This window comes from Pseudomonas sp. AC255, from assembly GCF_979258175.1.
In genome coordinates, this window is the sequence record NZ_OZ409841.1 from 4606564 (window position 1) to 4630277 (window position 23714).

The 23714-nt window shown below is 60.9% G+C and carries 17 protein-coding genes and 1 pseudogene; 9 read left to right on the forward strand and 9 right to left on the reverse strand.

Going from position 1 to position 23714, the window contains the following annotated elements; genetic code table 11:
• The first annotated feature begins 29 nt into the window (after positions 1-29).
• On the forward strand, positions 30-626 hold the full coding sequence (locus ACZZ0K_RS20885; RefSeq protein ID WP_016771870.1) for a MarC family protein: 597 nt from the start codon (positions 30-32) through the stop codon (positions 624-626).
• Between the two features lie 78 nt (positions 627-704).
• Here ACZZ0K_RS20885 and ACZZ0K_RS20890 read toward each other — a convergent pair whose 3' ends face one another.
• The 9 genes and pseudogenes from ACZZ0K_RS20890 to ACZZ0K_RS20930 form a co-directional block, all read right to left on the reverse strand.
• A complete protein-coding gene (locus tag ACZZ0K_RS20890) occupies positions 705-1577 on the reverse strand; it encodes a hypothetical protein (protein ID WP_463559305.1) in 873 nt (290 codons plus the stop codon).
• Positions 1538-7513 (reverse strand): TcdA/TcdB pore-forming domain-containing protein, encoded by a 5976-nt coding sequence (locus ACZZ0K_RS20895; protein WP_463559798.1) that lies wholly within the window; start codon positions 7511-7513, stop codon positions 1538-1540. Before ACZZ0K_RS20895 ends, ACZZ0K_RS20890 begins: the two co-directional genes overlap by 40 nt.
• A gap of 662 nt (positions 7514-8175) precedes the next feature.
• A complete protein-coding gene (cobJ, locus tag ACZZ0K_RS20900; RefSeq protein ID WP_258707539.1) occupies positions 8176-9876 on the reverse strand; it encodes a precorrin-3B C(17)-methyltransferase in 1701 nt (566 codons plus the stop codon).
• Entirely contained in the window at positions 9876-10610 is a 735-nt protein-coding gene (locus ACZZ0K_RS20905) for a precorrin-2 C(20)-methyltransferase (protein ID WP_370695113.1), read from the reverse strand. Before ACZZ0K_RS20905 ends, cobJ begins: the two co-directional genes overlap by 1 nt.
• Entirely contained in the window at positions 10607-11233 is a 627-nt protein-coding gene (locus ACZZ0K_RS20910; protein WP_041480676.1) for a precorrin-8X methylmutase, read from the reverse strand. The genes ACZZ0K_RS20905 and ACZZ0K_RS20910 overlap by 4 nt, the downstream gene beginning before the upstream one ends.
• A pseudogene (gene cobG / locus ACZZ0K_RS20915) lies at positions 11234-12523 on the reverse strand (precorrin-3B synthase); the annotation flags it as partial.
• Between the two features lie 156 nt (positions 12524-12679).
• Entirely contained in the window at positions 12680-13330 is a 651-nt protein-coding gene (locus ACZZ0K_RS20920; protein ID WP_258707538.1) for a hypothetical protein, read from the reverse strand.
• A gap of 52 nt (positions 13331-13382) precedes the next feature.
• Positions 13383-14420, reverse strand: a complete 1038-nt coding sequence (locus ACZZ0K_RS20925; RefSeq protein ID WP_258707537.1) for a hypothetical protein — start codon at positions 14418-14420, stop codon at positions 13383-13385.
• Entirely contained in the window at positions 14344-15015 is a 672-nt protein-coding gene (locus ACZZ0K_RS20930; protein ID WP_256808212.1) for a hypothetical protein, read from the reverse strand. Before ACZZ0K_RS20930 ends, ACZZ0K_RS20925 begins: the two co-directional genes overlap by 77 nt.
• 225 nt (positions 15016-15240) lie before the next feature.
• Here ACZZ0K_RS20930 and cbiE point away from each other — a divergent pair, with 225 nt between their 5' ends.
• The 8 genes from cbiE (at position 15241) to ACZZ0K_RS20970 (ending at position 23690) form a co-directional block, all read left to right on the forward strand.
• A complete protein-coding gene (gene cbiE / locus ACZZ0K_RS20935; protein WP_258707536.1) occupies positions 15241-16452 on the forward strand; it encodes a precorrin-6y C5,15-methyltransferase (decarboxylating) subunit CbiE in 1212 nt (403 codons plus the stop codon).
• A complete protein-coding gene (locus tag ACZZ0K_RS20940) occupies positions 16445-17542 on the forward strand; it encodes a cobalt-precorrin-5B (C(1))-methyltransferase (RefSeq protein WP_258707535.1) in 1098 nt (365 codons plus the stop codon). Before cbiE ends, ACZZ0K_RS20940 begins: the two co-directional genes overlap by 8 nt.
• Positions 17539-18255 (forward strand): cobalt-precorrin-6A reductase, encoded by a 717-nt coding sequence (locus ACZZ0K_RS20945; RefSeq protein WP_258707534.1) that lies wholly within the window; start codon positions 17539-17541, stop codon positions 18253-18255. Before ACZZ0K_RS20940 ends, ACZZ0K_RS20945 begins: the two co-directional genes overlap by 4 nt.
• Before the next feature lie 317 nt (positions 18256-18572).
• Complete coding sequence (locus ACZZ0K_RS20950) at positions 18573-18971, forward strand: DUF2946 domain-containing protein (RefSeq protein ID WP_024011410.1); 399 nt, start codon at positions 18573-18575, stop codon at positions 18969-18971.
• A 48-nt stretch (positions 18972-19019) separates the two neighbouring features.
• A complete protein-coding gene (locus ACZZ0K_RS20955; RefSeq protein ID WP_217851230.1) occupies positions 19020-19499 on the forward strand; it encodes a copper chaperone PCu(A)C in 480 nt (159 codons plus the stop codon).
• Positions 19500-19520: 21 nt separating this feature from the next.
• Positions 19521-19967 (forward strand): DUF2946 domain-containing protein, encoded by a 447-nt coding sequence (locus ACZZ0K_RS20960; protein ID WP_258707533.1) that lies wholly within the window; start codon positions 19521-19523, stop codon positions 19965-19967.
• 84 nt (positions 19968-20051) lie between these two features.
• Positions 20052-22172, forward strand: a complete 2121-nt coding sequence (locus ACZZ0K_RS20965; RefSeq protein WP_463559306.1) for a TonB-dependent copper receptor — start codon at positions 20052-20054, stop codon at positions 22170-22172.
• Positions 22173-22316: 144 nt separating this feature from the next.
• Positions 22317-23690, forward strand: a complete 1374-nt coding sequence (locus ACZZ0K_RS20970; protein ID WP_463559307.1) for a PepSY-associated TM helix domain-containing protein — start codon at positions 22317-22319, stop codon at positions 23688-23690.
• Positions 23691-23714 lie beyond the last annotated feature (24 nt).

The following is a 23714-nucleotide window of genomic DNA, read 5'->3' on the forward strand; positions in this document are numbered from 1 at the left end:
CCCGACTCCATCGCCAGTGAGCTTGCATCATGCTCCATGTGTTGTTCAGCGTTTATCTGAAGATGCTGGTGCTCTACAGCCCGTTCTTCGTGTTGTCGTGCTTTATCAGCCTGACCCGTGGCTATTCGCGCAAGGAACAGCGGCGTCTGGCGTGGAAGGTCGCCCTCGCCACACTGATTTCCAGTGTGCTGCTCTATTTGTTCGGGCGGGTGATTTTCGATGTCTTCGGCATCACCGTGGACGCCTTCCGCATCGGTGCCGGCAGCGTGTTGTTCATTTCCGCGCTGGGCATGGCTCAGGGCAAACCGGCGGTGCAGGCCGACAATGTGCAGCAGGACGTGACCATCGTGCCGCTGACCATTCCGCTGACGGTCGGCCCCGGCACCATCGGCGCCTTGCTGGTAATGGGCGTCAGCCAGCCGCACTGGGACGACAAGCTCACTGCAATCATGAGCATCGCCCTGGCCAGTTTTACTGTCGGAGTGGTGCTGTATCTGTCCAATCGCATCGAGCGGATTCTCGGCGATCAGGGCTTGCAGATTGTCAGCCGCTTGATGGGATTGTTTGTTTGCGCACTGGCCGCGCAAATCATCTTTACCGGTGTGAAAGGCTATCTGGTGCCTTGAGTATTGTTGCCGCGCAACCGCCACAACGAAACGCCGCGTACGGTCACCGTTCGCGGCGTTTTGCTGTGCGGAGCGACCTCAGCGCAGCGCTGCGATCACCGCTGTCAGGCTGACCGTGGCCTCTGCGCCGCGCACAGTGGCAAACGCTTCCAGCCCTTGAGCCAGCGTGAACGTGTGTGGCCGCCCGGCAATGGGCAGCATCAGTAGCAGTGGGCGTTGTCCGTCGAAATTACGCAAGATCAGACTGTGCCCGGAGTCCGGATCGGTCAGTACCACACCGTCATCGACCCGTGACATCCACCAATGCCCGCACTCGTCCAGATCCAGATCCAGCAGGCAAGGTTCTGCCGTTTCAGCATCCGAAGCCTGTCGTCCATCGACCACGATGCAGTCCAACCGCTGGAAGGACGCTTGCGCCAGCCGATAACCCGAGGTCTGCGCACCGTAAGTCAGCAGCAGCCTGGTGACGCCATCGGGCAACAATGTTTCGATCTCTGTGATGTCATCACCTACCTCAAGCACCATGACCTCGGCGTCGCGATGGGCATAACTGTCGGGCAGCCAGACGCCGTCGTTCGGGCCGGCGCTGAAAATCAGTTGGTCGACCGGGTCGAACAGCATCGGCTGCTTCGACCCGCGCGTACCGAGGAATGCCGACCACTGTCCGTCACTGCGCCCGGACAGATCAAACAGCCGATCAAGTTGCGGCAGGTAATACAGATAGCGTCCGGTTGCACTTGCCACTTGTATGACAGGCGCGTGGGCATGCCCGTGCAACAATGCTCGCAGGCGTGCACGTAACTGTTGATCGCTCTGCCCCGGCACATGAGACCAGCGATTTTCCACGCCTACGATCATTGCCGGCTGGTTATCCAGCAATTGCAGATGCACCCCGTCGAGGGTCTGCGCAATCAGCCCTTCACCCTGGCGCCGCACCTCAGCAAAGTCCATGACGTCCAGACCTTTTCAGGCCTGTCGAGCACCTCCGGTTTCAGCAAACGATGGTCAGCGGCAAACACTCCCCGCAGTGCTTCGATCGCCATCAGCGGCTGGCGGTAAAGTTGTCCGGCGCTGACCTCAAGCAACCAGACAGCGCTTTGATCCGGGGTCAGACCGAGCAGCGCCAGCTCCTTGCCCTGACCGATATCGGCCACAGCGACTTTGCCATCGACACACCACACAGTCAGGAACGCCTGACCTGCCCCATCACGTAAACCGAAGACCGGCAAAGGCAGCAACGGCGCTTTCGTGGCCAGCGAATGCAATGCGCTCAACCAATCGGGATGTCGCTGCAGCCAACGCTGCCCGACACCGGCGAACCGGAGAATCGAAGGCTTATCGGCCTGATCGAGCCACGCCTCATCGCTTCTGTGCGCAAGGGAAGGTACCCCGTACTGAAACACAATCGCGTCGTCGATCGCTGCCGCTGCCGGCACGTCGACGATATCGACCTCGAACAGACGGCCGTCATCCTTGGTCGCAAGGTAGCGCTGGTCCGCCAGGTTGATTTCGACCACATCGTGTTCGATCACCACATTCTGCCAATGACCGACACGGGGTTCGATGCCGCGGCTGATCGTCCGCTCCTGCTGGCTATAGAACAGCACCGCGTTGTTTTCAGGGCTGGACGGCATCAGCATCAACAAGTCTTCGGGCCAGGACAGGTCTTGCCTGGCCTGAATGCACTTGCCCGTCGTCTTGTTCAGCCAAGCCCTGTCGCGCAACTGCGACCCGGCATAGCCCTCGACAACAATGAACGGAGCACAAGACCAATCACTGCTGCTGGCGGCCATGTCTGACGAGACGCTCATGTCCGGGGCATCGGTTTGTCGAAGCGCTTCACGCGGCTCGAACCGATAGTCCTCGGCGGCAAAAGCGATCTGGCAAGCGGTCAGTTCTACATGCTGCCCGCTGATCCGGTACTCGACCGTGGTGGTGCCATGCAACGCTTCTGCCGTCAGCTTCTGCGCAATCCGCAGCGCTCCATCGGCTTGTTGTCGGCAGCCGATGATGGTCGAACCTGTACGTGGATTTTTCAGACGGTAGCGATGCTGGACAGTGCCGGTCAGCACATCGACCCGCCATACCGATGGATGATCGGGATGGTAGAACCACGCATGGCGGGCGTTGACGCCTGCCAGAACCACACCCTCGTTCACCTCCAGCGGCAGGTTACGCGCGAACAGCACCCGATCCCGCGCAGTGTCGTAATAGCCGGTAGTCACCACTGGCCGGTTCGGCGAATCGAACGGCACTCTGAAGTTACGCAACGGCAAATAGGCTGCGGTCAGTTGTCCGCTTGCGACCTGAGCGCGCAAATAACGCTGCACCGGCGCCGGGATGCCGCTGGCGGTCATGATTCCGCTACGCAGTTGAGTTGCAGCGTTGTTTTCGTAGTCGAGGACAACGGCGATCAGATGCAGGCTGCGGCCCGTCCAGTCGATCCGGAACAGCCCCTCGGCCAGCTCGATGACGCCGTCAAAACGATTCAACACGAGGCCATCGACCAGCATGTCAGGTGCGCTATCGATGCTGTCCCGTGGTTTTGCACGAAAGCTGACCTGCTCGACCCGTACCCAGGACGCCTGCACCGTCCAGGTCACCTGTTCCCAGCCTTGGGCTTGCTCGAAATTCACCGCCAGCAGGCCTGGCACCAACCGAATTCGGTATTGCCCCTGCGGCGCGGTGATCCAGTAGGCAATCTTCTCGCGCCACTCTGGTGGCAGGTCCGGAACCACCAGTTGGCTGACCTCAGCGCTCAACTGCACCTTGATCGTCGTGGCCATGAATACCGGATGCAGCTTGTAGAGGATGTGTGGCGCAAATGGCGTACTGAACAGGTAAAACACCCGGTTACCGAGCGCGTCATATTCCAGCTGATGTGCCAGGCGGTCATGCAACCGCGGATAGCGGGTCGTGGAAAAAGGCACGGTTCCGGCGCTGCCGAGTTGATATTCGTAGCCGTAGTAACAGATTGGCGAACAAGGCAGCACCACCATCGTGGGCAAAGTACCCCAGACGCTGCCGACAGCAGGGCGTTGAAAGGCTCTGGGGATGTTGATCGCAGCATGCCGCCTGGCCGGATCATCGTCGTATTGCGGCAATTCCAGTGCACTGCCCTTCCAGGGGTAAAACTTCTGCCCTTCGAACGCCACCCTTCTGCTGTGCAGATCCACCTCGGTAATCACTGCCAGTGCGGGGAACTGCAAGACCGCACGAACGCTTTCGTAAGACTGCTGATAAGCGTCGTGAATCTGCGAGAGGTGCTCGCCGATGGCCGCAGCCTTGTCCATGATCTGCCCGAGATTGCTGGCAATCGCGGTCACCCCGATACCGACGCCCAGTAGCGGCACGGACAGCGCTGCGGCGAACGCGCCCACCGTTCCGCCCGCCGCCAGGGCGACGATATCCAGACCCAGGGCCGCCGTATTGAACGCCAGAGACGTGGAGAATCGCGCCCGCTGCTCATGATTCTCTGCCTGCGTCAGGTTGTAGATGTCGAAGCCGATATTGGCCACGGAAAATGCCACCCCGACACCCGTGGCGGCCTGCCCGGCCAGACGTGCGGAGAACGAGGTCTGCTGCAACGCCCGCTCGGCCACCGCTAAATGGCGCACCAACTGGATGACCTGCACTGCATCGCTGGCCACACCAAAGCCCAGCTGTGCATAACTGACGTACACCTGAAGTTGCAGGGCGACGGTCAGTGTCGGCGCTGTATCGCCAGCGCGGTACTCGCGCTGGCGCATTTCACTGATCAGCGTCTGGATCGCAAAGGCGAAACTGAGTCGGCTGCCACCGTCGTGATCAGCCGTCTGCCCGGGCCTGGCCGCACCGCCCTGCACGAGTCGTTCGACGTATTGCCTGATTTTCTGAAAGCGCGAATCCCGGGTGCTGACCGTCCGGGCATTTTGCGCATTGCGCAGATCCATCAGCGTAATGCTGTGGCCGCCGTCGGCGTTTTTGCTGTGGGTATCGAGCAACGGCACGTAATCACGCGCCAGGTTGTGCTCACGGCGCAAACGCTCGGTCGCCTGCTCGAACTCGCTGGTCCAGTAGCGTGCGTCCAGTTGCGCAAGGCTGGTGCCCAGCCGAGCGTTTTCCCCCAGAGATCGGGTACGGGCCAGCGCTTGCTTGTGCCAGATCGAGGCTCCCTGCGGATCGGCCAGTGCAACGTTGTGCAGAAAACTGTCCACACGCAGATCCGATGACAGCCTGCGTTCGGCGATCGCCGCAGTGTCCAGCTCAGTGACGGTGAACTGCGCCGTGGCCATTTCACCCAGACCATAAAGCTTCGCCAGCGCGTTATCGTCCGCGCTCAGATAACGCTCTACGCCACGTTGCAACTGCGCGCCATCGGCAAATCCGTAGAGGGCGAAGTTGGGATCGTAGAAGCGATAGGCCGCGTGCTCACCGGTTCGCACTTTCGCCAGCAGCAGGGCGTGGTCGCCAGTGTCGAGCAGCAGCACCGCAGGCGCCGCACTGGCGTCCAGCGCGGCGATGATGCTGTCCATGCGTTGCACGCCGCGAACGCTGCCGACCTCGCCGGTGGGCAAGGCGCGCAGTTCGTCCAGCGCACTGCGCAACGCCCGCGAGCCAAGTTCGTCCGGACTCGCGCTGGCGCTGGCGACATGCCCGACCAACGCCCGTTCCGCCGGCTCGCCGGCTGCCACTGCGGCGCCCATCAGCAGCGCCAGCGGATAACAGCGGCGCCCCGGGTCGCCCGCGTTGCGCTGCAACAGATCCTGCGGCAACTGCTTGACTGACACCGCGCCAGCCTTGAAAAAGACGTCACGCACTTGCCCGCTGCGCTGCAGGATCTGCGTGCGAAACTCCCGCTGCGCGCTGTGCTTGATCTGGCCGATACGTTCGCCCCACTGGCGCAGCGTCAGCGGCTCGGACATGGCTTGCACCTTGAGCTCGCGGGTCGTCGATGTGGCCGTCGGCAGCTCGCGTTCAAGTCCGTTTTCGAACGCCGCCGAGCGGCGCTGGCGCACGGCTTTTTCAATCGCATCGTAGCGCGCAAAAGTGCCGTCGCGGTCGGTGGCGATGGCCAGGTCGCGCACCTGTTGCCAGGTATCGGCGAACCCGACATCGTCCACGCTCGTTGCGCCGAAAATCCCCCCGAGCACGACTCGCATCGCGGGGCTCAGTTGTTCCAGCGGCAGCGTACCGTGGGCGATCCGGCTGAACAGTTCGTTGAGATGGCTGACCGATTCCGCACCATGGGAGGTCGGCACAACCACAGGTCCTTGCGCCAGCACTTGCTGACGGGCGTCGAAGTCGATGACCACGGCTTGAGCGAAATTGACCTCCCCGCTCAACTTGTCTCGCATCGCTCGAATGAACGGCTCGCCCAGATCATCCATCAAGCGTTGCAGCACTGAGGTCAACAGCACCGGTTTGCCCTCGACAACTGGCCAGCCGCGCTCGAAGGTCAGGCTTCGATCGCTGAGCAGGTTGGACAAGCGTCCGGCATAACGAGACTTGAGCTTTCCCTCGGCCCACCGGGCGTGTTCCTTCTCCAGCCAGTCTTTTTCCGTACCCCTGACGATCCAGCCGGAAATGGTTTCCTCTTCGGTATTGACGTTGTAGCCCTCGCGCAGACGCTGTTGCGCCAGCACCTGACGAGTGAAAAACGGATCGCAATTGGCTTCGATATATTCATGTAATCCGGCGAGTGCCGCGCCCGGGCCGGTGAGCGTTACCGTACCCGCCGCGTCATTGCGGATACCGTCCCGGTAATAGGTGACAACCGCTTTAAGCAATTGGTAGGCATAAGCTTCATTCCAGCTGGTGAAGTTCGACCTGACCAACATCTCTTCAATGACTGTCGCCGCGACCGTGGTCAGGGTTTCACCGTCGGCCCAACCGGATGCCGAGTTGGCCATGCGCTTTTCAACTTCAGCGAGCACGTCGTAATTGAGCCGAATGACTTGCATGATCGACATCGTCATGCCGCTGCCCGGCTGGGCGATGAAATGAGCATTCATTTCTTCATTGATTTGCAGCCCCATGCGAAAGCCGTTCTCCGCAGCCTCCACGACTTTTGGCGCTATGAACAGTTCAAGGACGTCGGGTTTGCTGCGAGCAAAATCCTCGAGAAGTTGTTTATGTTGCTCTGGAAGACTGTCGGTCCTGTCGGGGTAATGCTGCGGATCGCGCCCCGGCATCAACTGCGGATTGTTGTTCAACAGAAGTTGCAGGACTGCGATTTTCTGCGTCTGGCTGTAATCGCTGATATCGACACCGCCCAACTTGTCGAGCAGCGGCGGCAGATAATCCATGTCGGTATAACGCCCGCCTTCACGAAATTCCGCCTGCAAGCGCACCACATCGCTCGCTGCAGCGAAGTTGCCGCGCATCGACACTTCGCGGTGGTAGACGTCCGCCAACAAGTCATCGGCAAAGGCGTGAGTGACATCGCGTAATTGCAGATCCGGCCCCACCATCGCCAGATGGCTGTCGAGGCAGCGCTGACGAAAAGCCTGCAGCGACGCGCGGTCCTTGCCATAAGCACGCACCATCAGATCGATGCGTGCTTCATCGGTCCGCCCCTTCCACCTCGGCTGGCTGAGGTAGTCGAACATCTGCTGTTTCAACACCCGTGCACGCTCTTCAATCATCGTCGCCAATTGCGCGGCATGGTTGAGCTGGTCGCCACCGGTCGTCATGACATCAGCCCTGGCACTGTCGAGGATGACCCGGTTCATCTCGAAAGCCAGCAACGCATCGCTGTCGTACCAAAGGTTGAAGCGGTAACCCTCCGCCGCCATCACCTGGCGCCAGATATTCATGTAATCGCGCTGATTGACCCCGACTTCGCTTCCGCCAACCCAGACGAAATGGATGACTTTCGGCACCGGCCGGGTCGGCCCCGACAACATTTGCACGGTCGTCGAAAGCCGTGACAGATAACGTTGCAGCCCTCGCGCAATGTCATCGACAACCACCGGAACAGGGTTTTTTTGCGTTTCAACAGCACTGCAAGTTGCTCTTGAAACAGGCTCGCCAGGGTCAACAACGACACCGGGTCGGTCGTTTGACCGGCTTGCTGGTAATAGTCGTTCAGCGCTTGATATTGGGGGTGGCAGAAAGCTCCCGCAATGCTTTTGAAAGTACGGAATACTCTTGCGCAGAAATGAATGCTCGCCCGAACGAGTAATCGTTTTTTAAAGCCATCACACACTCCTTGTTTATTGAATGGCCCATTGACGCGCGCACTCTTGCGCCGCTGCAGAGCGGTAAATTGATTTGAACGACACTCGACAAGTGCTATGAACACAGCACCCTAGTGGGCGAATACGCGCCACACAAACAACAAGGAATACAAAGCTTGTCCCCGGCAATATCTGATAACACCGAAGCACTATGCTGTAACGGCTGCGAAATAATTAGCGGACCGGCGCGCCCGTCGGCCATAAAAAATGGCCCTGCCCTGTGGGACATGACCATTGTTTATTGCTGGTGGAAAACAATTGAAACTTCAATCGGACTTACAACCGCTCAAACTTTCCCAAAGCTGAATATTGAATGAGCGGAGGGCTTTTCAGGAAAGCGGTTTTTCACCATACCAACGCGGCGTATACACCCACTCACCGCCCCCGGCACGGGCGAAGGTGCAGGTGGTCGAAGAACCGATCAGCACCATGGTGCGCATGTCCACCTGTTCCGGTGTCAATGCGCCCAGGGTCGTGGTGCGCAGCGTCTGCCCCGGCCGGCCGATGTCCCGGCCGAGCACCACCGGTGTTTCAGGCGAGCGGTGCTGCGCAACAATCTCCAGTGCGCGGCCCAGTTGCCACGGGCGCGCCCGGGAAATCGGGTTGTAGAACGCCAGGGCCAGATCCGCTTCGGCGGCCAGATCCAGACGCTTTTCGATGATCGACCACGGCTTGAGGTTGTCCGACAGCGACATCACGCAGAAGTCGTGGCCCAGCGGCGCACCGGCCTGAGCCGCAGTGGCCAGCGAGGCGGAGACGCCGGGGAGGATTTCCAGATCAACGCTGTGCCACGCCGGATCGTCCGATTCGTGCAGGGCTTCGAGCACCGCAGCGGCCATGGCGAATACGCCCGGGTCGCCCGAGGAAACCACGATCACCGAGCGGCCTTCGGCGGCGAGCCTGAAGGCATGGCGGGCACGCTGCATTTCTTCACGATTGTCGGTGCAGTGCTGCACCTGATCATCGCGGAACGGGCCGGCCATGCGCACGTAGGTTTCATAGCCCAGCACATCGGTGGCGCGGGCCAGTTCGGTTTTCACCGCTGGCACCATCAGTTCGGCGGCGCCGGGGCCAAGACCAATGACCGCGAGGCGACCACGCGGGCGGCCGATCTGCGCGACGTCCAGCGGTTGCTCGGCAATCGCGATCGCCAGATGTTCTGCGCTGATCACCTTCGCCGCAGGCACTGCCACGCGGGCCAACGTCTGAAGATCGCTTTGTGCTGCCACGAAGCGCAGTGGCACGCCCAACTCGAGCGCAGCCTCGCGCAAACTCGATGAGGCCATTTCAGCGTCTGCTGCCACAAGACACGCCAGTGCCGGCACGGCGACGCTGGCCTGTTGCAACGCAGCGCGAACAGCGTTCGACAGATCTGCCACGTCAGCGCTCACTGCCACCGCCACGCTGCGCGGGTAAATCAGTAATTCATCGGCGCTGGCCACCCGCTGCACACTGCTCACATGAATCGACCGCTGCGCCTGCGGATCCTGCGGCAACTGCGCCTGATCGAGCCATGGCGCCGCGCCTTCGATGCGCACGCTGTGCCCGGCGAGCAGGTCGGAAACGAATCGTTTGCCCGATTCCAGATCCGCCAGTGCGTAGCCGCTTGGCGGATTGAGCAGGCAGGTACCAAAGCGCAATTCGCCGCTGGTGGTGATCGCCGGCGCCACTTGCAACGCCGCCGCGATGTCCCGGGCCATGACGTTGACCCCACCGAGTCCACCCAGCAATGGCACCACCGCGCTGCCGTCTTCGGCCACCGCCAGCACCGCCGGTTCGGCGCCTTTCTCCAGCAACAGCGGCGCCAAGGTGCGAATGACAATGCCGGCCGCGCACAGGGCAATGATCGGCGTGTCCTGTTGATACAACGCGCGCAGGGTCGCGCCGAATTCCTGATAGCTGCTGTCGGCGCCTTCAACCCGTCCGGCAAGGCCATGGATTTGCGCCGCCGGGTAGACCTGCTGAATGCGCCGCGCCGTCGCGAAGCTGCCCTGGCCGAGAATGACGATGGCGGGAGTCGCTTGGCTCATCAACCTTGCCACCGTTCGCCCGGGACGATGATCAGCGAGAAGTACGGCGAGGACATCGGCTCGACCTGATCCATCGGCACGATCTTCTGGTTGGCCATGGTCGCGCGCTCGACATACAACGCACGCTCGGCGAGGCCGAGTTCTTCCAGCACCTGACGGACCTTGGGAAAGTTGCGCCCCAGTTTCATGATCACCGCCGCATCGGCATCGGCCAGACGCCGTTTCAGTTCTTCGTGGGGCAGCACGCCGGAAAGCACCGACAGGCTCTGATTGCGATACACCAGCGGCGCGCCGAGCACCGAAGCGCCGCCGAGCATCGAGCACACGCCGGGCACGACTTCGGCCTCATAACGGCTGGCGAGACGATCATGCAAATACATGTAGGAGCCGTAGAAGAACGGGTCGCCTTCGCAGATCACCGCCACGTCGCGGCCGGCGTCCAGATGCTCGGCGACCGCCACAGCGGCTTCGTCGTAGAAATCGCTGATGACCTGCTCATACGACAGCGGCGCCGGCAACGCCTCGGTGGTCACCGGGTACACCAGCGGCAGCAGGTTCTGCGCCTCGACCAGATGCGCCTCGATGATGCCGAACGCATTGCCCTTCTTGCCCTTGGCCACGAAATACGCGACCACCGGCGATTCGCGCAGCAGGCGCAAGGCTTTGACAGTGATCAGTTCCGGATCACCGGGGCCGACACCGAGGCCGATCAGACGTCCTTTGGCCTGCATCATTCGATCTCCGTGGCGAGGGCATTGACGGCGGCGGCGGCCATGGCACTGCCGCCCAGCCGGCCTTGCATGATCACGAACGGCACGCCGCGACTGTCGGCCGCCAGCGCCGCTTTCGATTCGGCAGCGCCGACGAAGCCAACCGGGAAGCCAAGGATCAGTGCCGGTTTTGGCGCGCCGGCGTCGAGCATTTCCAGCAAGTAGAACAGCGCGGTCGGTGCGTTGCCGATCACCACCACACTGCCTTCGAGGTGCGGGCGCCACAGCTCCAGCGCGGCGGCCGAGCGGGTGTTGCCCAACTCGCGGGCGAGGTCCGGCACGCTGTCGTCGCGCAAAGTGCAGATCACTTGGTTATTGGCCGGCAGGCGCGTGCGGGTCACGCCTTCGGAGACCATCCGCGCGTCGCAGAGAATCGGCGCACCGGCCGCCAGAGCATCGCGCCCGGCCTTGCCCGCGCCCTCGGAGAATTGCAGACCGTCGATGGCCTCGACCATGCCGCAGGCGTGGATCACTCGCACCGCAAGTTTTTCCAGATCGGCGGGAATGCGCGCCAGATTGGCCTCGCGGCGAATGATCGCGAAGGAGTTGCGATAGATCTCCTGACCGTCGCGGATGTAATCAAGCATCAAGGGGCTCCGGGAGCGGGCGTCGAGCAGGGTCGCGGCCGCTTCAATAGTAAGATTGCAGGCGTGCAGCGTGCCGAATCCGGGCTGTGCTGCATCGCGAAAATAGAGGTCGTAATGACCGGGGGCAACGGCCAGCAGCGTCGCTGGCGCGCAGTGGGCGGCGGCGCAGGAGCGCGAGCAACCCGACAGGTGCACGCTGAGGCCTGCGGGCAGCAGAGGTGCAAGTTGCCGGGCATCCTGTTTGGTGTCGGCAAGGCCTTTGCCGCAGCCATCGGCGCCGGTGCAGGCGATCAGTCGAGCCAGTGGCTCGGCCTCGGTCGTCAACAGGCCCAACGCCCGCAACTGCTCAAGCACGTTGTCGGTATCAGTGGCTTTCACGTTCGGCAGCAGCAGGCTCTGCCACGGCGTGAAGCGCAGACTGCCATCGCCAAATTGACGGGCCAGTTGTGCCGCGCCACGCAGCATCGCCGGATCAAGTCGGCCCAGTGGCGGCACCGCGCCGACGTAGCAGAGACATTGCGTGTTTTGCTGATGAGCGCCGATGTGCAGCGCGTCTGCCGACGTCGGGCGCTGCCAATTGCTGATCGCCTTGAGCGATACGCGCTCGCGCAACGATTCAAGAAAGGCGAGCCTGGGCAACTCGTCGAGCAGATGGCGCATCCGTGTTTGCTCTGGCCGGGCCAGGTCGAGGAACAACTCCAGCGCGGCGACCACCAGCGCGTGAGCGTTGTCCAGGCTCACAGCGCCGAGCGGGCGATCGGTCGGGCAACCGGCCAGACCGAATGCCCAGAGGATTTCGCCGTCACGCTCGAATGCCGACAGCCACAGATCATGCGGATGTTCGAGCATCACCAGGGCTTCGCCGCCATCGAGCTGCACGGCGAACTTGGCGCTCAACTCATGGAAGCGCGGATGACTTTGCAAGGTGTCGAGGATTTGCCCTGCGAGCGGGCGCGTGTCGAACAGCATCTGCCGATCGATGCCGGCAGCCGGGCTGAGCATCAGATTGCGCACATCGTCGCCGGCGGCGTGCTTCGGCCCAAGGCCGGCGGCCAGCAAACACTCGATCAGCGCTGCCGATTGCGCACCGATGCCGCGAATCTGCAGGTTGCCGCGATTGGTCGCTTCGATCGCTCCGCTCGCAAACGCTTCGGCGGCAGCGGCCACCGCATCGGCCTGATCGGCACTGATCGAACCGCCATCAAGCTTGATCCGGCAGATACCGCCGTCCAGTGCCTGGACGATACGCAGCAACCCCGGGCAGGCCGAGGGGCGTAAGGCAGTGGACATCGGGCGTTCGTTCAAGGGGCTGACCGGTTGTGTGGCAGAAGCGCTTCGCGGGCGAAGGCGCGGTATTATGCCTGCTTTGCCCACCGGTATGAAAAGTCTGCCCTCTGTCTCGACCGGTGGGGCAGGCAGGCTTCAGTTGTTGCCTCTGCCGCGCGCTCAGGTCAGGGCGATAATCTGCTTTTCGCGCCGCTCACCCAATAACGCAATAATCCTGGCTCTCGAGAAACAGTAATCATCGGCATCTATAAGAGCCTTGTAGCAATCAACAGCAACGTTGCCCACTATCTGCTCGGCATTGAAGCGTCGCTCAAGCACATTGCCCGGAACAGGCTCTTTGACGGCAAACGAAATGACGACCATCGTAATTGTTGATCCCTTAGATACGCTGCCAAGCATGAAGCGAATCGACTTGCCCTCTTGCAGAGTATTTCGCTGAAGCAACTCAAGGGCCGCACCGTTGCTCTCCAGTTGCGAGGTCAGATTGGCAATTACCTGTTGCTTCAAAACTGCCGGCGCCCAACCTTGCAAGAGTTCTTGAGTCAACTCCAGCAGAGTAAAAGTATCGGGCGTAGTGACCGGCGCGCTGATAACCGGATCGTCGAAAAACAAAGCACCGGTGACTTTCAAAGCCGTTTTATTGGCGTCATTCCATGCCTTGCATGCAACAGCATCGGGAACTTTATGCGAGGCGACCGTTTGTGAATAAAGCAGCGCATCGAGACTGTCGTCAATGTCAGATGCCGACAACTCTTTACTCACCAGCACTAATGCCCCTGCGCATACGAAAACCTTCGAAATCGCGAACATTTGCATCTCCCACAAAAAAACCAGAGGCTTGCGCCTCTGGCATTAATCACTTTCAGACCGATTGGCCAAATTCGTAGCTGAGCGCTTTCTCACGTTGCTCCGTCAGAGCCTTGACAATCAATGGTTCTACCATTGCATAGTCTTCCTCATCCATATACATCGTGGCACCGGCGTTATAAATCTCCACAGCAGATGTTGCCCATTCTACAAACAGTACTTTGGTAGGTTGAGCCGAAGCCAGATATTGCACAGCAGCGATTGCCAGGGTGATACCACCCTCATCATCCTGCGAAGCCGCACTCATGCAAAAGTTGCCACCTTCGGCTTTCTTCGAGTTGTTCTCGAACAGCGTCAGGGCCTGTGGTTCATTTTTCAGTGCATCCATGGTCGCATCTGCCACAGAGGACAATACTTTAAGGGCTGCCTGGCCCTGCCCTACTGCTGCACCAACAGCGGTATGCAGAACAGACAGGACAACATTATCCATGGTCAATTTTTGCGAAGTAGCGGTATATCGATTATAAGGCTGGCTGAAAGCAAACCAGCCAGCCAGTTTCATCAATCGCATAAACTCGTTATAGCGCTGTTCCTTTTGGTTGGACGCCGGATATTTGAGCAAGGCAACCAGATCGGCATACATGTAGGTATTTTTAACGATTCGCTTGCTGCGCTTGGACATGCTTGCATCAAAGCCTGCAATACCCGAGCCCATGACTGCAGCATTCAGTTCATCTTTATCAACCGGCAAGCTACTGCCAACACTTGCCGAACGCGAGCGCAGCACTGGCTGCGCAGCGATAAACTCATTGGTTTGTGCAATCAAACTAAACCGTTCAACAGCGGAGATTACATCTTTATTCAGCTCAGTCATAAATGGATTCCTTTCTTGGTTAAAACACCGACTTGGTGTGGAAAACAAACTAACCACAGCACCGGAGTTAATCAAATCGAAAATCCATGCATTTAATTTCAGACCGTCATACAAACCATCAAACAAAGCTGAACAACTAACATCAAGCGCCCCGAGCCAACTCAATTTCACGCGTGCGCATATCAAGCACTGCAGCAGCCAACTGAAGCCGATTTTCATTTATCGCGGCAGACCTGATCAAAAAGCGCCTGGAGCGGATATCAAGCTCCGAACCCGTATGCTGAATAGTCCAGAACAAATAGGTAGAGGACCACTTCGCATCAAGCAAGCGAACATTACTGACGACAATCTCCAACTCCCTATTGAAATTGTACTGAGCAGGAGAAAAACGAAAATCGCTCCATTCCCGAGCGCTGCCTCTAAATACGTCTATGGCATCCGAATGTGTCTCAAGCATATGGAACGCTTCCTTCATTAGCCCGACTTTCTCCCGACTTAGTTGTTGCGACAAGGATCGCGCCCAGACTTCCAGCGCATTGCCGGTAAAGTTCTTGTCAACATGGATTACCGGAGCTTGCTCCAGGCTCCAGCCGACAGACCAGAGCACCCCGGAATAATATTCGAACCAAGCAGCTGGCTCACTGTTTCTGTCATGACGCAAATCGGCTCTGTATTCTGCCCAGCGCATACTGTCTTTAACGAATCGTTTGTCTTCCGCAGTCAACCCGGAAAAGTAGGACAACAGATTATTCCCCATCACCGTCGCACTGCCTTGGTCGGGCAGTGCTGAGATACTGTTCAAAACATCGCTCATTTCAATTATCCATTCGATTATTCAATTTACTAAAAAAGTACCTTCCGGATAGCCACAAGCACTTCCAGCGGAACGCCAATTCAATACTTGCGAAGAACTCGAAAAATCACAAAAGACAATGTAAACATTGAATGTCGGCGCTCCTGAAAAAAGGACAGCAGCCAGTTATCGATTGTCGCGTTATCATGTCGCCCGCTTCGCTGGACGCAGGATCTGGAGTATGAAATGGGCGATTGGCTGACCGTTGTGGGTATTGGTGAAGACGGCTTCAAGGGCCTGGGCAAGAACGCCCGGCGTGCTCTGATGGGCGCCTCGCGGATCGTCGGCGGCCAGCGTCAGCTGGATCTGCTGCCGCCGTGCATCGGCGGCGAGCGGCAATTGTGGCCGAGTCCGTTTTCCCTCGCGCCGGTGCTTGAGTCGCGCGGCGAGCCGGTCTGCGTGCTGGCCAGCGGTGATCCGATGTTCTACGGCGTCGGTGCCAGTCTGGCGCGTCAGGTGCCGAGCGCCGAGATGTCGATCATTCCCGCCCCTTCGTCCTGCGCACTGGCGGCGGCGCGCCTGGGCTGGCCGTTGCAGGAGGTGACGATTGTGTCGCTGGTGGCGCGTCCGCTGGCGGCGCTCAATGCGCATCTGTTCAGCGGCGTGCGTCTGTTGTTGCTGAGCAATGACGGCAGCAGCCCGGCCGCCGTTGCGCAATTGCTCTGCGAACGTGGTTTCAGCCCAAGTCGCATGACTGTTCTGGAGCATCTGGGCGGCGACGCCGAGCGACGTATCGAACGCAGCGCCAGCAAATGGAGCGATGCGGCGGTCGCCGACCTCAACGTCGTCGCTGTCGAGTGCCTGGCCGAACCCGGTGTTACCGGCCTGTCACGCCTCGCCGGTTTACCCGATTCGGCGTTCCGTCACGACGGCCAACTGACCAAGCGCGACGTACGCGCCATCACCCTCGCCCGCCTGGCGCCGAAGCCCGGCGAACTGCTCTGGGATGTCGGCGCCGGCAGCGGTTCGATCGGCATCGAGTGGATGCGTGCGCACCCGAGCTGTCGTGCCATCGCGGTCGAGGCCGACGAGGGCCGTCAGCAATTGATCGAACACAACCGCGATGCGCTGGGCGTACCCGGCCTACAACTGATTCGCGGCAAGGCGCCGCAAGCGCTCAATGGCCTTGAACGTCCGGAAGCGATTTTTATCGGCGGCGGCGTCACCCGTGAGGGTGTATTCGAGACCTGCTGGGACCAGCTCAAGCCCGGCGGCCGATTGGTGGCCAACGCCGTGACCCTGCAAAGCGAAGTCACCCTGATGCACTGGCGCGAACAATACGGCGGTGAGCTGACGCGCATTCATGTCGCCCAGGCGCAGCCGCTCGGCGAGTTCGATACCTGGCGTCAGGCGTTGCCAATCACCCTGCTGGAACTGGTCAAACCCCTCGATGCGTGACGAAACCGCCGAACAGCCCGCGCCCCTGCGCAGCGGCCTCACCACCGGCAGCTGCGCCACCGCCACCAGCCTCGCCGCCGCGCGCCTGTTGCTCACCAGCATCAGCGCCGACGCGGTGCAGATCACGCTGCCCAAGGGCAAACAGGTGCAGATGCGCCTGGAGTTCTGCCGCTTGAGCGAGGGCGGCGCCGAGGCCGGTACGATCAAGGATGCTGGCGATGACCCTGACGTCACTCACGGCGCCCTGCTCTATTCACAGGTGCGACTGTCCGCCGAACCGGGAATCCACTTCAACGCCGGTGTCGGCGTCGGCACGGTGACCCGACCCGGCCTGGTATTGGCCGTCGGCGAGCCGGCGATCAATCCGGTGCCGCGCAAAATGATCAGCGATCACCTGGCCTTGCTCGCCGCCGAAACCGGTTATGGCGGCGGCTTCGAAGTCACAGTCAATGTCGAGGGCGGCGCAGAACTGGCGCTGAAAACCATGAACCCACGGCTGGGCATTCTTGGCGGCCTGTCGATCCTCGGCACCAGCGGCATCGTCCGGCCATTTTCCTGCGCCGCTTACATCGCCTCGATTCATCAGGGCATCGACGTAGCGAAAACCAATGGTTATCTGCACATCGCCGCGTGCACAGGCAACGCCAGCGAAGACACCATGCGCCGGGTCTATGACCTGCCGGAAATCGCCCTGATCGAGATGGGTGACTTTGTCGGCGCGGTGCTCAAGCATCTGCGCAAAGTACCTGTGGATAAACTCAGCCTGTGCGGCGGCTTCGGCAAGATCAGCAAACTCGCCGCCGGGCATATGGATCTGCACTCACGGCATTCGAGCATCGATTTGCCGCAACTGGCCGAGTGGGCGGCGGCGATTGGCGCGGATGCGGCATTGCAACAAGGCATTCGCGAAGCCAATACCAGCCAACAAGCCTTGGCCATGGCCAGCGCGGCGGGCATCGCTTTGGGGGATGAGGTTTGCCGCCATGCGTTGAATTTCGCCAGTAGCGTCGTGCCGGCACAGGTCCAGGTCGAGGTGTTTGCCATTGATCGTCAAGGCGGGATTGTCGGGCACGCCGGAGGTTTTGCATGAAACGGATCTTGCTGCTCGGCGGCGTGACTGAAGCGCTGGCGATTGCCCGCACGCTCGGCCCACAACATATCTACAGCCTCGCCGGCGTTGGCCGGGTGCCGAGCGATTTGCGCTGCCAGGTTCGGGTCGGCGGCTATGGCGGCGCTGAGGGTCTGGCGCAGTTCATCGCCGATGAAGGCGTCGATCTGCTGCTCGACGCCACGCATCCGTACGCCGCACAAATCAGCGCCAACGCCGCCCGCGCGGCACAGCTCGCCGGCATCCCCTGCTGGGCCTTGCGCCGGCCCGCCTGGCAACCGCAAGCAGGCGATGACTGGCGCGAGGTCAGTGACTGGGCCGAACTCATCGCCGCCCTGAAACCGTTCCACCGCCCGCTGTTCACCCTCGGCCGTGAACCGCTGCAACACCTCGACGAAATCCCCGCCCACCAGTTCTGGACCCTGCGCGCCCTCGACGTTTATCCCGGCAACGCGCGCTGCGAAGTGATCGGCGCCCGTGGGCCGTTTCTGCTGGAAGACGAGCGCGCGCTGTTCGAGCGCCGGCAGATCGACGTATTGATCAGCAAGAACAGCGGCAGCACCGCGACTGAGCCGAAGCTTGAAGTGGCGCGCGAGCGTGGCGTGCCGGTGCTGGTGTTGAAGCGCCCGGGGTTGCCGGGGGTTGATCGGGAGTTTGAATCAGTCGCTGAAGTCCTCGCTGCCCTTTCCCACTGAATCGGCACGGCCCTTTGTGGGAGCGAGCCTGCTCGCGAAGACGTCAGCACCGGCAGCCCATCAGTGTCTGACAAATCGCTTTCGCGAGCAGGCTCGCTCCCACAGGAACCGTGGATGTTGCTGATATCTGTGCACACTCACAAAATTTGTGGGAGCGGGCTTGCCCGCGAAGGCGTCAGGTCTGGCACTGCAAATTCAAGTAGCTACACTCCTTTAACAGCTCAATGCGACACCAAACCGCACGACGCTTTTTTACTTATCGGCCCTGATCAGGCTAAATGGGCCGCGCCTGATCGCCCACCCAACGGACCTGTCCCATGAACCGACGCCGGTTAGCATTTGCCTGGATCGCCTGCTTTGCAGTGCTGTTCAACATGCTCGCCATGCCGCTGAGCGGGGCGATGGCGCAGGCGGCCAGTTCACCGGCCGAGCAGATACTCTGGAGCAGTTTCTGCACCGGCAGCGGCATGAAGATGGTGGCGATCGACATCGGTGCCACGGATCAGAAGGCCCCGCAAAACGACAACCATTCGAACATGCAGCACTGCTGGTGTTGCTCAGGTGGGGCGCCATTGCTGGCGCTGCCGGGGCATTCGCCGCAGCTGTATTTCGCGCAATTTGAAAGCAACCGCAGCGTTGCGCCCGTCTCCCTGCAAACCCCGACGCCGCGCCAGCAATGGCCGAGTCTCAATCCCCGTGCCTCCCCTCTGGTCTGATTGGTTCACGCCCTGAATCCGCGTTTCAAATCGTTCTGGAGAACTGCCATGTTGAAGAAACTCTTCGTCCTCGCTGCGCTGTTGTTGCCGGCGTGCTTTGCCCATGCCCACGAATACAAGGTGGGTGCGCTGGAAATCGCCCATCCGTGGTCGCAGGAACTGCCGCCGAATGCGCCGACCGTCGCCGCCTATTTCATCATTCACAACACCGGCAAAAGCGCCGATCGCCTGCTCAGCGTCGACTCGCCCATCGCTGCACAAGCGCAGTTGCATGAGCACGTCATGCAGGGCGATCTGATGAAGATGCAGCAGGTGCCAAGCGTGCAAATCCCCGCCGGCGGCACCGTGACCTTCGCGCCGATGGCTTATCACGTGATGCTGCTCAACCCGAGCGATCGCAGCCTGCTCAGTGACGGCAAGCGCTTCCCGATGACCCTGCATTTCGAAAAGGCAGGTGACGTCAGCGTTGAAGTTGCCGTGCAGAAGAAAGCGCCGGAATCCGCCCAGGGCCACGTGCACGCTCAGTAACTGTTTCGGCTGACTTCGCCCATGCGTCCGTTGCGCGCCAGGCCCGTCCCGCATCACCGTCAGACTCAAGCGCTGACGCGTGGCAGCTGGATCGCCCTGTTCGCCATGTTGATGATCTTCATCGGTCCACTGATTTCTCAGTCGATGCCGATGGAACAACACGCCTCGACATCGATGCCAATGAGCATGGACATGTCGATGGACATGTCCGGCATGGATCACAGCGGCCATGACGCCCAGCCTGCGGCCGAGCATTGCCCGCCGCAATCTTCGCATCACGTGCTGTGGGAAAAGTGCGGCTATTGCAGCTTGCTGTTCAATTGCCCGGCACTGACCGGCGGCGGCGATTTCGTCGCTTTCAACATCCCGCCACCCAATACCTTCACCCCACCCTCCCCGCGTCTGGGCCATGCCCGCCAACCCTTCTTCCCCGGCGCCCGCACCCGCGCCCCGCCCATCGCCACGTAAACACACACCTCTGATTGCACACGGTTGAGAAGACAGCTCCAGGCTGCCGACCGTGGTGTTTACGACTGTTCGATGGAAATTGTCATGTCCCGGTTTACTGCTGTCCCCTGCGCGGAATCTGCTCGCGCGCACTTTGCCCTGAACGAATCGCGGATTCGTTGCAGGCACGCTATTGCCGTCCTTTGCGGCGTACTGCTGACACCGCTGGCGCTGGCCGACGATCACGCTGGCCAAGAAAATCAATTGAGCCCGACGGTGATCACCGCCATCGCCCCAAGCTCGCCACTGACGATCGTCACCAACCCCAAGGATCCGCGCCAACCGGTGCCGGCCAGTGACGGCGGCGATTACCTGAAGACCATTCCCGGCTTCGCTCTGGTGCGCAATGGCGGCACCAACGGCGATCCGGTGCTGCGCGGCATGTTCGGTTCGCGCCTGAACATCCTCACCAACGGCAGCATGATGCTCGGCGCTTGCCCTGGACGGATGGACGCGCCGACCTCGTACATCTCGCCGGAAACCTACGACAGCCTCACGGTGATCAAAGGCCCGCAAACCGTCCTGTGGGGTCCGGGCGCATCGGCCGGTACGGTGCTGTTCGACCGTGAGCCGGAGAACTTCGGCGAACTCGGCACGCGCGTCAACGCCAGCCTCCTGGCGGGCTCACATGGGCGTTTCGACAAGGTTGTCGACGCCGCTGCCGGCGGTCCTCTGGGTTACGTGCGGGTGATCGGCAACACTGCGCATTCCGATGACTATCGCGACGGCAACAACGACATCGTCGCCTCGCGTTACGACAAGTGGAACGGCGATATCGCACTGGGCTGGACGCCGGATGCCGACACCCTGATCGAACTCACCGCCGGCAAGGGCGATGGCGAGGCACGGTATGCCGGGCGCGGCATGGACGGTTCGCAATTCCTGCGCGAGAGCCTCGGTCTGCGCTTGGAAAAATCCAACATCAGCGAGGTGCTGGAAAAACTGGAAGCGCAGGTCTACTACAACTACGCCGACCATGTGATGGACAACTACACCCTGCGCACCCCGTCCGGCACCGGCATGATGGCGGGACCAATGGCGTCCAACGTCGACCGACGTACCCTCGGTGCACGGATCAAAGCAACCTGGCGCTGGGCTGATGTTCAGCTGATCACCGGCCTCGACGCACAGACCAACGAGCACCGTCAGCGCAGCTCAATGAGCATCGATACCTACAAGGACGTGCCGTACAGCAAGGACGCCGATTTCCATAACTACGGCGTGTTCAGCGAAATGACCTGGTACGCCACCGAGCGTGATCGCTTGATCACTGGCGCTCGGGTCGATCGCGCCTCGGCCAAGGATTACCGGCAAACCACAGGGTCGGGGATGATGTCCCGCCCCAACCCGACCGCCGACGACACCCGCGCCGACACGTTACCCAGTGGCTTCGTGCGCTATGAACACGATCTGGCCGACAGCCCGACCACGCTCTATGCAGGCCTCGGCCATGCGCAACGCTTCCCGGATTACTGGGAGTTGTTTTCGCCCAAGTCCGGCCCGGCAGGATCGGTCAATGCGTTCGACTCGATCAAACCGGAAAAGACCACGCAGTTCGACTTCGGCGTGAACTACAAGAGCGCCGACCTCGAAGCCTGGGCCTCGGGTTACATCGGTGTGGTACGCGATTACATCCTGTTCGACTACACGCCGGGAATGATGGGCATGAGCACCTCGCGCGCCGAGAACATCGACGCGCGGATCATGGGTGGCGAACTCGGAGCTGCCTACAACCTGACCGACCACTGGAAAACCGATGCGACCCTGGCCTATGCCTGGGGCAAGAACAGCAGCGACGGCTCGGCATTACCGCAGATGCCGCCGCTGGATGCGCGCTTCGGCCTGACCTACAGCGAGGCCAAGTGGAGCGCCGGCGCATTGTGGCGAGTGGTCGCCGCGCAGCACCGCATCGACGCGAACAAGGGCAACGTGGTCGGCAAGGATTACGCCCAGAGCTCGGGCTTCGGCGTGTTCTCGCTCAACGGCGCGTACCGCATCAACCAGCACTGGAAGGTCAGCAGCGGCGTCGACAACCTGTTCGGCAAAGCCTACGCCGAGCACCTGAATCTGGCCGGCAATGCCGGCTTCGGCTATCCGGCCAACGACCCGCAAGCAATCAATGAACCGGGGCGCACGCTCTGGACCAAAGTGGATATGAGTTTCTGACACCCACCCATGTAGGAGCGAGCTTGCTCGCGAAGACGGCGCCACGGTCGGCATTGATATCGACTGAACAACCGCTTCGCGAGCAGTCTCACTCCCACAGGTAAACAGACAACGAAAAGAACCAAGCCCAGCGGAGCACACGTGATGCAAAAGCCTCAACCCAATTTCTACAACCTGGCCTGGCGCTGGCATTTCTATGCCGGGCTGTTCGTCGCGCCCTTCATGGTGATGCTGGCCCTGACCGGGATCATTTATCTGTTCAAACCGCAGCTCGATTCGCTGATGTACAGCAGCCTGCTCGAGGTACCGGCCGGGCACCACACGGTGCCGGCCGATGACTTGCTGCAACGGGTGAAAAGCGCTTACCCACAAGGCCAGGTCACCCAGTACCTGCCGCCGGTGAATGCTGAGCGCAGCGCGCAATTCGTGGTGAAGAACGCCGGTCATGAACTCAACGTGTTCGTCGATCCGTACCACGGTGACATCCTCGGCGAGCAGGATGCCAAGCAGAACCTGCAAGCCATCGCCCGCGCGATCCACGGCGAATTGATGATCGGCACAGTCGGCGATCGCCTGATCGAAATGGCCGCTGGCTGGGGCGTAGTGCTGGTGGTGTCGGGGCTGTTTCTGTGGTGGCCGCGCGGTCAGGCGGCGGGCATTCTGTGGCCGCGCCTGAGCAGTCGCGGTCGGGTGTTGTGGCGCGACCTGCATGCGGTCACCGGTTTCTGGGGCGCGACATTGCTGCTGGTGATGTTGCTCAGTGGCATGACCTGGACCGGTTTCTGGGGCAAGCAATACGCGCAGGTGTGGAATGTGTTTCCGGCAGCGATGTGGGACAACGTGCCGACCTCCGACATCGAGGCACGCAGCCTCAACAGCGCGACCCGCCAGACCGTGCCATGGGCGATGGAAAATACGCCGATGCCGATGTCCGGCGACCACGCCGAACACATGAATCACGGCAATGCCCATACCGGTCCCGCAGCACCCGCGATCAGCCTGCAGGACGTGCAGAACATCGCCAGTGAACGCAAGGTTGAACCCGGCTACAGCATCACCCTGCCGACCACCGCCACCGGCGTGTTCACCATTGCCGTGTTCGCCGATGACCCACGCAACGACGCCACCCTGCACGTCGATCAGTACACCGGCAAGGTCCTCGCCGATGTGCGCTTCGAGCACTACGGCACCGTCGCGCGCGCCACGGAAATTGGCGTGATGCTGCACGAAGGCAAGATGTTCGGCACCTTCAACCAGATCGTCGTGCTGCTGATCTGCCTGATGATTCTGCTCAGCGCCGTCAGCGGCGTGGTGATCTGGTGGAAGCGTCGGCCTGAAGGCAAGTTTGGCGTGCCGCCGCTGCGCCATGACCTGCCGAAGTGGAAAACCGGTGTGGCGATCATGCTGGTGCTGGCGGTGGTGTTTCCGCTGGTGGGGGCGTCGCTGGTGGTGGTCTGGTTGCTCGACCGGTTTCTCGTGCCCCGACTTGGCGAGCGTTCCGCGCAGGTGCAGCGTTGATGTGACGGGCGCGGGCCGTTGCGG

Excerpts from the sequence above, each read along its gene's own strand:
- ACZZ0K_RS20885 (WP_016771870.1), top strand. The coding sequence starts at position 30 with ATGCTCCATGTGTTGTTCAGCGTTTATCTGAAGATGCTGGTGCTCTAC.
- ACZZ0K_RS20890 (WP_463559305.1), bottom strand. The coding sequence starts at position 1,577 with ATGGACTTTGCTGAGGTGCGGCGCCAGGGTGAAGGGCTGATTGCGCAG.
- ACZZ0K_RS20895 (WP_463559798.1), bottom strand. The coding sequence starts at position 7,513 with ATGTTGTCGGGGCCGACCCGGCCGGTGCCGAAAGTCATCCATTTCGTC.
- cobJ (WP_258707539.1), bottom strand. The coding sequence starts at position 9,876 with ATGAGCCAAGCGACTCCCGCCATCGTCATTCTCGGCCAGGGCAGCTTC.
- ACZZ0K_RS20905 (WP_370695113.1), bottom strand. The coding sequence starts at position 10,610 with ATGATGCAGGCCAAAGGACGTCTGATCGGCCTCGGTGTCGGCCCCGGT.
- ACZZ0K_RS20910 (WP_041480676.1), bottom strand. The coding sequence starts at position 11,233 with ATGCTTGATTACATCCGCGACGGTCAGGAGATCTATCGCAACTCCTTC.
- ACZZ0K_RS20920 (WP_258707538.1), bottom strand. The coding sequence starts at position 13,330 with ATGTTCGCGATTTCGAAGGTTTTCGTATGCGCAGGGGCATTAGTGCTG.
- ACZZ0K_RS20925 (WP_258707537.1), bottom strand. The coding sequence starts at position 14,420 with ATGAAAATCGGCTTCAGTTGGCTGCTGCAGTGCTTGATATGCGCACGC.
- ACZZ0K_RS20930 (WP_256808212.1), bottom strand. The coding sequence starts at position 15,015 with ATGAGCGATGTTTTGAACAGTATCTCAGCACTGCCCGACCAAGGCAGT.
- cbiE (WP_258707536.1), top strand. The coding sequence starts at position 15,241 with ATGGGCGATTGGCTGACCGTTGTGGGTATTGGTGAAGACGGCTTCAAG.
- ACZZ0K_RS20940 (WP_258707535.1), top strand. The coding sequence starts at position 16,445 with ATGCGTGACGAAACCGCCGAACAGCCCGCGCCCCTGCGCAGCGGCCTC.
- ACZZ0K_RS20945 (WP_258707534.1), top strand. The coding sequence starts at position 17,539 with ATGAAACGGATCTTGCTGCTCGGCGGCGTGACTGAAGCGCTGGCGATT.
- ACZZ0K_RS20950 (WP_024011410.1), top strand. The coding sequence starts at position 18,573 with ATGAACCGACGCCGGTTAGCATTTGCCTGGATCGCCTGCTTTGCAGTG.
- ACZZ0K_RS20955 (WP_217851230.1), top strand. The coding sequence starts at position 19,020 with ATGTTGAAGAAACTCTTCGTCCTCGCTGCGCTGTTGTTGCCGGCGTGC.
- ACZZ0K_RS20960 (WP_258707533.1), top strand. The coding sequence starts at position 19,521 with ATGCGTCCGTTGCGCGCCAGGCCCGTCCCGCATCACCGTCAGACTCAA.
- ACZZ0K_RS20965 (WP_463559306.1), top strand. The coding sequence starts at position 20,052 with ATGTCCCGGTTTACTGCTGTCCCCTGCGCGGAATCTGCTCGCGCGCAC.
- ACZZ0K_RS20970 (WP_463559307.1), top strand. The coding sequence starts at position 22,317 with ATGCAAAAGCCTCAACCCAATTTCTACAACCTGGCCTGGCGCTGGCAT.